14 protein-coding genes and 1 pseudogene are annotated in these 11,141 nt (G+C 73.7%); 7 read left to right on the top strand and 8 right to left on the bottom strand.

Annotation, left to right across the window (positions count from 1 at the left end):
* Window positions 1-18: 18 nt before the first annotated feature.
* A complete protein-coding gene (locus tag ABT034_RS28000; protein WP_351219830.1) occupies window positions 19-267 on the top strand; it encodes a type B 50S ribosomal protein L31 in 249 nt (82 codons plus the stop codon).
* A gap of 166 nt (window positions 268-433) precedes the next feature.
* The gene (locus ABT034_RS27995) at window positions 434-1,270 is read left to right on the top strand and encodes an SDR family oxidoreductase (RefSeq protein WP_351219883.1); all 837 of its coding nucleotides are present in this window, start codon (window positions 434-436) and stop codon (window positions 1,268-1,270) included.
* 125 nt (window positions 1,271-1,395) lie between these two features.
* Here the strand turns inward: ABT034_RS27995 and ABT034_RS27990 are convergent, their stop codons facing one another.
* The 3 genes from ABT034_RS27990 to ABT034_RS27980 form a co-directional block, all read right to left on the bottom strand.
* Window positions 1,396-1,893 carry a peptidylprolyl isomerase gene (locus tag ABT034_RS27990; RefSeq protein WP_351219829.1) on the bottom strand — a complete coding sequence of 166 codons (498 nt, stop codon included), beginning with the start codon at window positions 1,891-1,893 and terminating at the stop codon, window positions 1,396-1,398.
* A gap of 123 nt (window positions 1,894-2,016) precedes the next feature.
* The gene (locus ABT034_RS27985) at window positions 2,017-2,241 is read right to left on the bottom strand and encodes a hypothetical protein (protein WP_351219828.1); all 225 of its coding nucleotides are present in this window, start codon (window positions 2,239-2,241) and stop codon (window positions 2,017-2,019) included.
* A gap of 11 nt (window positions 2,242-2,252) precedes the next feature.
* Window positions 2,253-2,885 carry a DUF6629 family protein gene (locus ABT034_RS27980; protein ID WP_351219827.1) on the bottom strand — a complete coding sequence of 211 codons (633 nt, stop codon included), beginning with the start codon at window positions 2,883-2,885 and terminating at the stop codon, window positions 2,253-2,255.
* A gap of 99 nt (window positions 2,886-2,984) precedes the next feature.
* On the opposite strand from ABT034_RS27980, the gene ABT034_RS27975 reads away from it, so the two are divergent.
* A complete protein-coding gene (locus ABT034_RS27975) occupies window positions 2,985-3,506 on the top strand; it encodes an AMIN-like domain-containing (lipo)protein (protein WP_351219826.1) in 522 nt (173 codons plus the stop codon).
* A 64-nt stretch (window positions 3,507-3,570) separates the two neighbouring features.
* On the opposite strand, the gene ABT034_RS27970 is transcribed toward ABT034_RS27975, so the two are convergent.
* From ABT034_RS27970 to ABT034_RS27960, 3 genes are all read right to left on the bottom strand, one after another.
* Window positions 3,571-4,065: an NUDIX domain-containing protein gene (locus tag ABT034_RS27970; protein ID WP_351219825.1), complete on the bottom strand. Its 495-nt coding sequence runs from the start codon at window positions 4,063-4,065 to the stop codon at window positions 3,571-3,573.
* 81 nt (window positions 4,066-4,146) lie between these two features.
* Window positions 4,147-5,022, bottom strand: coding sequence for a YhjD/YihY/BrkB family envelope integrity protein (locus ABT034_RS27965; protein WP_351219824.1), 876 nt, complete (start codon window positions 5,020-5,022; stop codon window positions 4,147-4,149).
* Between the two features lie 106 nt (window positions 5,023-5,128).
* Window positions 5,129-5,605 carry a winged helix-turn-helix transcriptional regulator gene (locus tag ABT034_RS27960; RefSeq protein ID WP_351219823.1) on the bottom strand — a complete coding sequence of 159 codons (477 nt, stop codon included), beginning with the start codon at window positions 5,603-5,605 and terminating at the stop codon, window positions 5,129-5,131.
* Window positions 5,606-5,717: 112 nt separating this feature from the next.
* On the opposite strand from ABT034_RS27960, the gene ABT034_RS27955 reads away from it, so the two are divergent.
* A complete protein-coding gene (locus ABT034_RS27955; protein ID WP_351219822.1) occupies window positions 5,718-6,233 on the top strand; it encodes a PaaI family thioesterase in 516 nt (171 codons plus the stop codon).
* A 61-nt stretch (window positions 6,234-6,294) separates the two neighbouring features.
* Here the strand turns inward: ABT034_RS27955 and ABT034_RS27950 are convergent, their stop codons facing one another.
* Together ABT034_RS27950 and ABT034_RS27945 are read right to left on the bottom strand one after the other, a co-directional pair.
* Window positions 6,295-6,660, bottom strand: a complete 366-nt coding sequence (locus ABT034_RS27950) for a luciferase domain-containing protein (protein WP_351219821.1) — start codon at window positions 6,658-6,660, stop codon at window positions 6,295-6,297.
* 137 nt (window positions 6,661-6,797) lie between these two features.
* Window positions 6,798-7,991 carry a PP2C family protein-serine/threonine phosphatase gene (locus ABT034_RS27945; RefSeq protein ID WP_351219820.1) on the bottom strand — a complete coding sequence of 398 codons (1,194 nt, stop codon included), beginning with the start codon at window positions 7,989-7,991 and terminating at the stop codon, window positions 6,798-6,800.
* 140 nt (window positions 7,992-8,131) lie between these two features.
* Here ABT034_RS27945 and ABT034_RS27940 point away from each other — a divergent pair, with 140 nt between their 5' ends.
* From ABT034_RS27940 to ABT034_RS27930, 3 genes and pseudogenes are all read left to right on the top strand, one after another.
* Complete coding sequence (locus tag ABT034_RS27940) at window positions 8,132-9,001, top strand: AAA family ATPase (protein ID WP_351219819.1); 870 nt, start codon at window positions 8,132-8,134, stop codon at window positions 8,999-9,001.
* Window positions 8,998-10,367: pseudogene (locus ABT034_RS27935) on the top strand (VWA domain-containing protein). The gene ABT034_RS27940 and the pseudogene ABT034_RS27935 overlap by 4 nt, the downstream one beginning before the upstream one ends.
* A 94-nt stretch (window positions 10,368-10,461) precedes the next feature.
* Window positions 10,462-11,046, top strand: a complete 585-nt coding sequence (locus ABT034_RS27930) for a nucleosidase (RefSeq protein ID WP_351219818.1) — start codon at window positions 10,462-10,464, stop codon at window positions 11,044-11,046.
* Window positions 11,047-11,141 lie beyond the last annotated feature (95 nt).

Below are 11,141 nucleotides of genomic sequence, written 5' to 3'. Positions count from 1 at the left end.
GCAGCCCGAGGAGGACACGTGCAGCAGGACAAGCAGCCCGAGTACGGCCCGGTGGTGTTCCGTGACCGATCGGCCGGGTACGCCTTTCTGACCCGGTCCACCGCGACCAGCGACCGGACCATCGAGTGGGACGACGGCGTCACGTACCCGGTGATCGACGTGGAGATCTCCTCCGAGAGCCACCCGTTCTACACCGGCAAGGCGCGAACGGTGGACTCGGAGGGGCGGATCGCCAAGTTCGAGCGGCGCTTCGGCGAGACGGGCTGAGGCTGCGGCTCGCGCTCTGGATTCGGCTCCGGCTCCGGCTCCGGCCGCTTCGCTGGGACCCGCTCGTGAAACTGGCCAGAAGGTGGCCAGTTCGCCTTCCAGGATGAGGTCACGAAGACGGCGGAGCGCTCGCGCTCCGCCGGGGACTCCCTGGAGGGGAACTGTGGTGATCGTGGTGACCGGAGCGACGGGGAACGTCGGACGGCCGTTGGTGGAGCTGCTGGCCGCGGCCGGTGAACGGGTGACGGCGGTGAGCCGGCGGCCGGCCGCCGGGCTGCCCGCGGGGGTGGCGCACCGGCAGGGCGACCTGGCCGATGTGGACGGTCTCAAGGGCCTGTTCGAGGGAGCGGAGGCGGTCTACCTGCTCGTCGCCGGCCTCGGGGACGAGCTGAGTCCGCGCGAGATCGTGGCGGCGGCGGTGGCCGCCGGGGTGCGGCGGATCGTGTTCCAGTCCTCGCAGCTGGTGGGGACGCGGACCGGTTCCGTGTCGCACGAGGTGCTGCGGACGTTCGAGACGGCGGTACGGGGGTCGGGGCTCGAGTGGACGGTCCTGCGGCCCGGCGGATTCGCCTCGAACGCCTTCCTCTGGGCGGAGCAGGTGCGTTCGGCCCGTACGGTGGCGGCCCCGTTCGCCGACGTGGCGCTGCCGGTGGTGGATCCGGCGGACATCGCGGCGGTGGCGGCGGAGGCGCTGCGCGATCCGGCGCACGCGGGGCGGACGTACGTCCTGACCGGTCCGGTGGCGGTGTCGCCGCGCGAGCAGGCCGATGCCCTTGCCGGGGTGGTGGGCGGCCCGGTCGGGTTCGTGGCGCTGAGCGCGGGCGAGGCGCGGTCCCGGCTGGTGCGGTTCCTGCCGGAGGCGGCCGTCGACGGGATGCTGTCGGTGATGGGCGAACCCCTGGCCGAGGAGCGGCGGGTGAGCCCGGACGTGGAGCGCGTCCTCGGCCGCGCGCCGAGTCCCTTCTCGGCGTGGGCGGCGCGCAACGCGCCCGCGTTCACCTGAGGGAACGCCCCAAAACGGCCCGAGTCCCGGGGGCGGGGTGCGCGTCGCGTGGACCGCGTTCCCCGCCCCGGCCGGGGTGGTCGAGTGAGGGCGCCCTGCGCCCTCCGCTCAGTTCGGGAAGGCGATCAGGCCTTCACGACGCCGGACGCGGCGACCTTGATGGTGGCGCTGGTGGCGCCGGAGCGGGAGCCGAGGCCCTCGATCTTCTTGACGAGGTCCTGGCCCTCGACGACCTCGCCGAAGACGACGTGCTTGCCGTCGAGCCAGTCGGTGACGATCGTGGTGATGAAGAACTGCGAGCCGTTGCTGTTCGGGCCGGCGTTGGCCATCGACAGCAGGAACGGGCGGTCGTGCTTCAGCTTGAAGTTCTCGTCGGCGAACTTCTCGCCGTAGATGCTCTTGCCGCCGGTGCCGTTGCCGCGGGTGAAGTCGCCGCCCTGCAGCATGAACTGCGGGATGACGCGGTGGAACGGGGAGTCGGCGTAGCCGAAGCCGTGCTCGCCGGTGCAGAGCTCACGGAAGTTCTGCGCCGTCTTCGGGACGACGTCGTCGAACAGCTGGAAGGTGATCCGGCCGGCGGGCTCGTCGTTGATGGTGATGTCGAAGTAAACGTTGTCGCTCATGGGGGCATCCTTTCATCACTCGCGGACGGCGCGCGCACGGGCTGCCTCCGCCCGGGTCATGGCGCGCCGGTGCCCCGCGGCCCGATGGGGGGGCGCGGGGCACCGGTCGTGATGTGTCGGGGGTCAGAGCAGCCCGCCGGTCTTGGGGACCGGGAGCGCGCCTTCGGTGCTCTGGACGGCGTCCTGGACGGCGTCCTGGACGGTCTCGACGGCCTGGTCCTCCTGGAGGAGGCCGGTGGCGCCACCCAGGGGGCCCTCGGCGGCGTTGGCCTGCGGCGGAGGGGTGATGAGGGCGGTGACGACGCCTGCGGCGAGGGAGGCGATGGCGAGCATGCTGCGCTTCTTCATGACCTGGTCAACTACTGAGCGGCCCTCGGGGTTACGGCCGGCCGCCGCCGGATCCAGAGGAGGAGCAGCAGGGAGGCGACGGCGGCGAGGGCGCACCAGGTGGAGAGGAACTCGGTGCGCCACAGCAGGGCGCAGACGGCCGCCCCGGCCCCGGTGACCGCCCCGAGGAGCCGTAGGAGCCGGTCGCGGGCGAGGAGCAACGCGCCGACGGTGGCGAGGAGGTATCCGGCGAGGACCAGGGGCGCGTACGGCAGGTCGACCGCGTAGCCGAGGGTGTGGCCCCTGACCTCGGCCGTGACGGGGCGGGTGGCGAGGCGGTACGCGAGGAACGCGGCGGTCGCGGTTCCCACCGCGAGCGGGGCGAGCAGGCGCGGCCGGTCGGCGGGGCGGGCGGCGGCGAGGACGCCGGCGGGCACCCACAGGGGCAGCAGCGGGAGGGCGATCACGGCCCAGGCGAGGGTGGCGGTTCCGGTTCCGCCGGTGGCGCGCCAGACGGCGGCCTCGACGATCTGGTGCGCGCCGAGCAGCAGGGGCAGGGCGGCGAGCGGCGCGTCCCCCGGGCGGCGTACGGAGGCGAGGGCGGCCACGCCGACGGCGCCGATCCCGAGGCCCGCCCAGAGGTCGGCCGTCGCACTCCAGCACATATCCCTCTTTTATCCCATATCGGGTGGAACCGTATGGTTGTGGTGGATGTCTCTGCCAGTGACACCACTGTCCCCGGAGCAGGAGAAATGGGGGACGTCATGCATCACCGTCATGTCCTCGCGGCCGTCGCCGCGGGAATCCTCTCGATCGCCGGGATCGGCGCCACGATCCCGGCGGACGCCGCGAACACCCCGTACCGGAGCGCCACGGCCCCGACCACGGCTCTGGTCGTCAACGCCCGCTGGGGTGGTCACGCGACCTTCGACCGGCTCGTGATCGACGTGCGGGGCGCCGTGCCCCCGGTCACCGTCCGCCAGGTCGCCGCGCTGTACCAGGACGGCTCGGGACAGAAGGTCCCGCTGGCGGGGAAGTACTTCCTGGAGATCAGGCTCTCCCCCGCGGCCGCCCACGACGGCAACGGGAAGTCCGTCTACCAGGGACCCCGGCTGCTGAAGATCCATCTCCCCGCGCTCAAGGGGGTCGCCCTCACGGGCGACTTCGAGGGCGTGGTCACCATCGGAGCCGCCTTCGACACCAAGCCCGCGTACAAGACCTTCCGGCTGCACGGGCCGGAGCGCTTCGTGGTCGACATCGCCCACCCGGTGGGCTGCCGGGCCTGATCGGTTCGGGGGCGGGGCCTTCCCACGGACGGCCCCGCCCCCCGTACCCCCGAACCTCAGCCCGTCAGGGTCGGGTGTCCAGGTACACCGGGACGCCGGTCCTGCGGGCGCGGTCGATCCCGGCGAGGCGGCTGAACTCGCCCGGGCCCATCTCCCGCTCCCACTCCTCCAGCGTGCGCAGGCTGTACTCGCTGTGCTCCTCGGGGTCCAGGACGACGGCGGCGATCTGCTCGTCCGTCAGCTCTCCGCCGTCGAAGATGAAGCCGATGTGGTTGGCGGGCCACTCCTCGCCCCGGTCCGTGACGAAGTGCGTGCCGAGGAGCCGTGGTTCGCCGGTGAAGACGAGACCGGTCTCCTCGTGGCACTCGCGTACCGCCGTCTCCCAGGGGGTCTCCCCCGGGTCCATGTTGCCGCCGGGCCACTGCCACAGTTCGGTGCGGTAGCTGGCGCGCAGCTGGAAGGGGCGGCCCGCGGTGTCGGTGAAGTAGAGGCAGGCGTACGCCGTCGCTCTCGGCAGGGTCGCTACGTACTCGACGGGCGGCAGCCAGATGTTCGCCATGGGCGGCTCTCTCTCGACGGACCGATGGTTCCCCTTCATCCAAGCGGGCCCCGCGCCGCCACCCGGCCGCTCGCGAGTCGATCACCGGAACGTGTGACCGCGGCGGGTGCCGGCGATGCGGCGCCCCAGGAGGTGTTCGTGGACGAGGCGTCCGGCGAGGGCGCCTCCGTACACGACGAAGCCGACGCCCACGAGCCAGGACTGGAGCACGAGGACGGTGCCGAACTGGCCGTACGTCACGGCGTTCGAGGCGATGAGCGGGGAGAACACGAGCTGGGAGAAGATCCGCAACCCGAGGAGGCCGAGCGCCGTGAGCGCGGCTCCGGGGGCGAGGGCGCGCCAGCGGATACGGCCGCAGAGCAGGAAGCGCTGCGACCACCAGAAGAAGACGAAGGTGCCGAGGACGTCGGCGAGGGCGACGAGCACGGTGATCCCGGCCGAGGAGTCGGCGGGTGCCGCGGTGGCGACGAAGAGGAGGAGGGAGGCGACGAGGACGGCGAGCCAGACGACGTGTCGCCACATGGTGTGCCAGCGGGCGGTGGGGAGGTCCCAGGCCCTCTCGTACCCGGTCTGTACGGCGGATCCGAAGGTGACGCCGAAGGCGGCGAGGGCGGCGAGTCCGAAGGCGGTGGTGCGTTGCAGGGCCTGCCCCGGCTGGCCGAAGAGCCGCTCGACCTCCTCCTGGGAGACCTCCGAGACGCCGAGGCCCTGGACGAGCCAGCGGGCGAAGCCCTGGCCGCTCGCGAGGTCGGCCGCGGCGACGACGATGAGGAGCGGGACGAGGGTGAGCAGGCTGAGCGCCGCGAAGCCCATGGCGCGGTGCATGAGTTCCATGGCCCGGCCGCGGTTCCAGGCGAGCCCGAGGGACGAGCCGACCACGCGCGCGTGGAGTCGCCGGAACCAGTGGCCGTGTTCGGTCGGGGCACCGTCGTGCGGCGGACCGGGTGTGAAGGGCATGCCTCGTCAGGTACCCGGCCGGGGGGCAGGTCCTCTCAGGGGTGCGGCCGAACGGGTGCCGGACGTTTCCCGGGCGGTGGGACGCGGGGCGGCCTCAGCGGGTTGCTCAGCTCGGGGGGAGCGGGCGGGCGCCCGGTCCGGGGCGGACGGTGACGTCACGGGCCGTGAGGGTGGCCTGTTCGTCGCCCTCGCACCGGACGGCGACCCGGACGGAGGCGCCGCAGTCGGTGTGCCGGATGTCGAGGACGGACCCCTCGGGCTCACCGGCGTGGGTGTCACCCCACTGCTTGAGGGCGAGGAGCACGGGCCACAGGTCGATGCCCTTGGGTGTGAGCCGGTACGCGTACCGGGTCCGGGAGCCGGGGTCGCGGTAGGGCTCCGCGCGCAGGACCCCGGCGGCGACGAGTTTGCGGAGGCGGTCGGCGAGGACGGCCTCGGAGAGCCCGAGGTGCCGGCGGAACTCGTCGTAGCGGCGTACGCCGTTGAAGGCGTCCCGCAGGATCAGCAGGGTCCACTTCTCGCCGACCAGGTCCAGGGTGCGGCGGACCGGGCAGTTCTCCGTGTCCGTCTCCAGCCACTTCATCGTCACACTCTAGCCACCTGACTGCGTCGTTGACAGTCAGCTGCGGCGGAAGCTAGCTTCGCCGCACAGAGCCAGCTGGGTGTCAGCCGGCCTCGGCGGGCGGAGAGTGGTCATGGGGCGGTCGCGCACGGTCGAGTGGGAGGACGCCGGGGCCACCGCGCGGGCCGCCGGGACGATGGCGGGGCTCGACTTCCTGCGGGAGATGGTGGCGGGACGACTGCCCGGGCCCCCGATCTCCGCTCTGATCGGCTTCTCCCTCGAAGAGGTCGAGGACGGGCGGGCGGTGTTCGTCTTCGAGCCGGGCGAGGAGCACTACAACCCGATCGGCAGCGTGCACGGCGGGGTGTACGCGACCCTCCTCGACTCGGCGGCGGGCTGCGCGGTGCACTCGACGCTCCCGCAGGGCACGGCGTACACCTCGCTCGACCTGTCGACCCGTTTCCTCCGGCCGCTCACGTCCGGCACGGGCAAGGTCCGGGCGATCGGCACGGTGCTGTCGCGGGGGCGCAGGACCGCGCTCGCGGAGGCGGGCCTGTACGACGCGGAGGACAGGCTGCTCGCCCACGCCACCAGCACGTGCATGCTGTTCCCCGTCCCGGCGGAGGGTTCCGGCGGCACGCGCGCGTAGGTGCGGCGTACGTCCCCCGCGCCGGGGCCGGCGGCTCCCGGTGTACGCCCGCGCGCCCGGCTCAGCGCATTCCGGCGATCGGGAGGGTGCGGGTACAGCCGTCCGGCGAGACGTCGGGGATGCCGTTGGCCTGGAGGGCGGCGCTCACCAGGGTGGCGAGCAGGTCGATGTCCGATCCGATGTCCAGGCGGACCGTCACCCAGCCCGATCCGGCCCGGAGGCGGACCGCGCTCGACCCGAGGAGCGCCGGCCGCAGCTTCGCGATCATGGCGCGGGTGAGGTGGACGTCCGCCTCGTGTTCACCGTGGAAATGCACGATCTCCTGTGTCGCGGTACCCAGTCCGACCTCGGCGCCGCAATGGGCGCGGCCGGGGGTCAGCGAGGGCCAGCTCATCAGACGTTCACTGGCATGCCTGGCCGTGTTCATACGGATGAGCGTGCCGGGCGCGGGGGCCGCGCACAAGCGTCCGGCCGGAAGAATCCCGCGCAGGCGTGAAACATGCCCCCGGCAAGGCCGGGATGACCGTGCGTCACGGCGGTCCGTGGGAAGGGTGTGACTCCGTGTCACTGGGGTGCACGCGCGCGGATGCGCGCGGCGAGTACGGCCACGTCGTCCTCCGCGCCGTGCGCGCCGAGGCGGCGGAGGACCTCGTCGACGACCCGGCCGGGGCCGGAGTCCGCGGGGAGCCGCAGGGCCGCGAGGCGGGCCAGCGACACGTCGATGTCCTCGCCGCGCCGTTCGACGAGTCCGTCGGTGAAGATCAGCAGGGTCTCGGCGGGGGTGAGCGGGCGGGTGGTCGGTTCGTAGCCGCCGACGCCGGTGCCCAGGGGCGGGCCGACCGGCAGGTCGACGAGTTCCGCCGAGCCGTCGGCGGCGAACACGGCGGGTGGGAGGTGCCCGGCGCTGGCGAAGGTGGCGGTGCCGCGGGCCGGGTCGACCTGGACGAGCAGGCAGGTCGCGGGGCGGCGGGCGTCGTCCTCGGCGACCACGGAGTCGAGGTGGCGCAGCACCCGGTGCGGGGGCAGGTCGGTGGCGGCGACGTCGCGGAGTGCCGTGCGGTAGGCGTTCATGTCGACGGCCGCGTCCAGGCCGTGGCCCATGACGTCGCCGACGACGAGGAGGCTGCGGCCGAAGTGGAGCCGTACGGTCTCGAACCAGTCACCGCCCACGAGGGCGCGGGGCCCGGCGGGCAGGTAGCCGCCGGCGACCTCCAGGTTGGGGTGCGGTCGGCCGGGTTCGGCGACGAGGGCGCGCTGGAGGTGGAGCGCGGTGTCCTCGGTGGCCGCGAGGCGCCGGGCATGCCCGAGGTGCCGGGCCGCGAGCCGGGTGGCGTGGCGGAGGAGGGCCGCCTCGTCGGCGGAGAAGGGCCCGCCTCCGGTCCGGACGAGGGTGACCGCCCCGAGGGGCTCCTCCTCGTGGACGGCGAGGGGGAGGGAGAGGCGGTGGGCGAGCGCGTCGTCGGCCCGGCCGCCGGCGCCGGCCGGTGGCTCCGCGTGGGCGGCGCGCCGGGGTGGGGCGCCGCGGTCCGTCGTCGGCTCGACCGCCGTGGAGGCGTACGGCCCGACCGCCGTGGAGGCGTACGGCCCGACCGCCGTGGAGGCGTACAGGTCGACCGTCGCGGTGGCGCTCAGGTGGCGGGCGGCGAAGGCCGCGAGTTCGCGGCAGGTGCTCGTCTCGTCGAGCGTCGTGCCGATCTCGCCGATCGCCTGCTCCATGGCCTCCACCCTGGACAGGAGGGCCTCGTCCCGTTCCGCCACGACACCTCCGTACCCGGTCACCCCCATTGCACCAGCGGGTGGCGCCCCGCGCGCGGGGCGGTTGTGCGGCGGGGCTCGATCTGATCAAGTACAGCAGAGGCTACTGGCCAGTAGAGGACTCGCTCCCCGGGGGGACCGCCATGACGACCGGATTCTTCAGCTCCGTCGACGACGTCGCGGATCGACTCGCCGCGACCGGCTATCTGGCGTCGCCCGCCGTCGCCACCACCGTGTTCCTCGCCGACCGGCTCGGCAAGCCGCTGCTCGTCGAGGGCCCCGCCGGCGTCGGCAAGACGGAGCTCGCCAAGGCCGTGGCCGGGGTGGCGGACGCCCGGCTGGTCCGGCTGCAGTGCTACGAGGGCGTCGACGAGTCCCGCGCGCTCTACGAGTGGAACCACGCCAAGCAACTCCTCCGGATCACGGCCGGCCGGGGCGAGACCTGGGACGAGACGCGGACGGACATCTTCGGCGAGGAGTTCCTGCTCCCCCGGCCGCTGCTCACCGCGATCCGCTCCGAGCAGCCGACCGTGCTCCTGATCGACGAGACCGACAAGGCGGACGTCGAGGTGGAGGGCCTGCTCCTGGAGGTCCTCAGCGACTTCCAGATCACCGTGCCCGAACTCGGCACGATCACGGCGACCCGGCGGCCGTTCACCGTGCTCACCTCGAACGCGAGCCGCGAGCTGTCCGAGGCGCTGCGCCGGCGCTGTCTCTTCCTGCACATCGGCTTCCCCGAGGAGGAGCTGGAGAGCCGGATCGTCACGCTCAAGGTCCCGGGCCTCGACGCCGCGCTCGCCGCGTCCGTGGTGCGGGTCGTGGGCGCGCTGCGGGCGATGGACCTGCGGAAGGCGCCGTCCGTCTCGGAGACGATCGACTGGGCCCGGACGCTCCTCGCGCTCGGCGCTGACCGGCTGGACGAGCGGATCGTACGGGAAACCCTGGGCGTCCTCCTCAAGCACCAGGAGGACATCGTGAAGGCCGCGGCCAAGCTCGACCTGGACGTGGTGTGAACGAGGGGGCGGTCGCGCGGCTGACGGGTCTGGTGGGAGCGCTGCGCGCCCATGGCCTCGGGATCGGGACGGGCGAGACCGTGGACGCCGGACAGGCTCTCGCGGCGGTGGGCTTCACGGACCGCGAGCGGGTACGGGAGGCACTGGCGGCGACCCTGCTGCACGGAGAGGGGCAGCGCCCGGTGTTCGACCGGGTCTTCGACCTGTACTTCCCGCTCGGCCGCACCGGGGCGGCGGAGGCGTACGACGCCACACCGGACGGCCTCGCCGCGCTCCGCGAGCGGCTCGCGGAGGCCCTCACCGCCGGTGACGACGCTGCCCTCGACCGGCTCGCCGCCGAGGCGGTGGGCGGTTTCGGCGGCTACGGCACCGGCCCCGGGTCGGACGGCTGGTCCTCGTACCAGACGCTGTCCCGGCTGCGCCCGGAGACGCTGCTCGCCCGGGTGCGGGAGCGGCTCAGGACGGCCCCGGCGCGGAGGATCCCGAGTTCACCGAACGGCTGCTCGACGACGAGATCCGGCGGCGGATCGAGGCGTTCCGTGAGCGGGTGCGGACCGAGGCGCGGCGGCGCGTCGCCGAACGCCAGGGGCGGGAGCCGGTCGCGCGCCGAGCGGTCGCGGGGACGGCGGACACCCTGGACTTCCTCCTCGCCGGGCGGACGCAGCTGGACGAGCTGCGGCGTACGGTACGGCCGCTGGCGCGGAAGCTGGCCACCCGGCTCGCGGCCCGGCGGCGCCGGGCGGCCCGCGGGGAGATCGATCTGCGGCGGACGCTGCGCCGGTCGCTCTCGACCGGAGGGGTGCCGGTGCGCCCGGTGCTTCGGCGGCGCCGTCCCCGGCGGCCCGAGCTGGTCCTGCTCTGTGATGTCTCGGGGTCGGTGGCCGGTTTCGCCCAGTTCACGATGCTGCTCGTACAGGCCCTGCACGAGCAGTTCAGTCGGGTACGGGTGTTCGCCTTCGTCAATCGGGTGGACGAGGTGACGCGGCTGGTCGCCGGGGGCGCGGCCGACCCGGCGGGGCTCGGCGAGCGGATCCTCGCGGAGGCGGAGCTGACCGGCTGGCACGGGCAGAGCGACTACGGGACGGCGCTCGGCGAGTTCGCCGACCGGTACGCGGAGGCCGTCGGGCCGCGCACGGTCGTCTTCGTCCTCGGCGACGCCCGCACCAACGGCTCCGACCCGAACCTCGCGGCGCTGAAGCGGATCGCGGACCGGGCACGGCGGGTCCACTGGCTCAACCCCGAGCAGCCCTCGCAGTGGGGCACGGGAGACTCGGTGGCCCCGGCCTACGCCGCTCTCGTCGAGATGCGCCCCTGCCGGAACGCCCGCCAGCTGGGGGCGCTGATCGGTCGTCTGCTGCCGGTCTGAGGGCGGGGACGCGGGGACGGGCGCAGCCGCGGGCTCGCCCCGGGTATGCGCAGCGGTTGTACGACGGGCGGGTGCGCGAACTAGCGTGGCCCCCATGGAACTCTTGGGAGAGATCACCGCCGACCGTCCTCTGCTCGTCCTCGCCGTCAAGGAGGAGGCGCAGTTCCTGGACACGGACCTGCCGGTGCTCCTGACCGGCATAGGAAAGGTGAACGCGGCGACCGCACTCGCGACCGTCCTCGGCAGGGGGTCCCGGCCGTCCGGGATCGTGAACCTGGGGACGGCCGGGGCCCTGCGGCCCGGCTGGACCGGGACGCACGTGGTCGGCACCGTGCTGCAGCACGACCTCGACGGCGAGCTGCTCGCCAAGCTGAACGGCGAGACGTACGGCGCGCCGCTGTCGCTGCCCGACGGCGGAGACGTGGTCCTGGCCACCGGGGACGCGTTCATCTCGGACGAGGCGGCCCGCGCCCGGCTCGCGGAGCGGGCGCCGCTGGTCGACATGGAGGGGTACGCGCTCGCGGCGGCCGCGGAGCTCGCCGGGGTGCCGCTGCGCGTGGTGAAGCACGTCAGTGACGAGGCCGGTGACGGTGCCGCGCGCACCTGGCGGGAATCGGTCGCCGCGTGCGCGCGGGAGCTCGCCGTCTGGGCGGAGGCGAACACGCCGTACCGCTCCTGAGGACCGCGGGCCGGTCTCCGGTCCGATGCGGGGTGCGCGCGCCCCGGCCGGGGCGCGGACCCCGGCGGCCGGCGGCGGGCCGTGGTTTAAGGGTA

It is taken from the genome of Streptomyces sp. NPDC002773 (assembly GCF_040295605.1).
Lineage (GTDB): Bacteria > Actinomycetota > Actinomycetes > Streptomycetales > Streptomycetaceae > Streptomyces.
The sequence above is the reverse complement of the archived record's forward strand: the minus strand, read 5'-3'. Positions and strand labels throughout refer to the sequence as shown.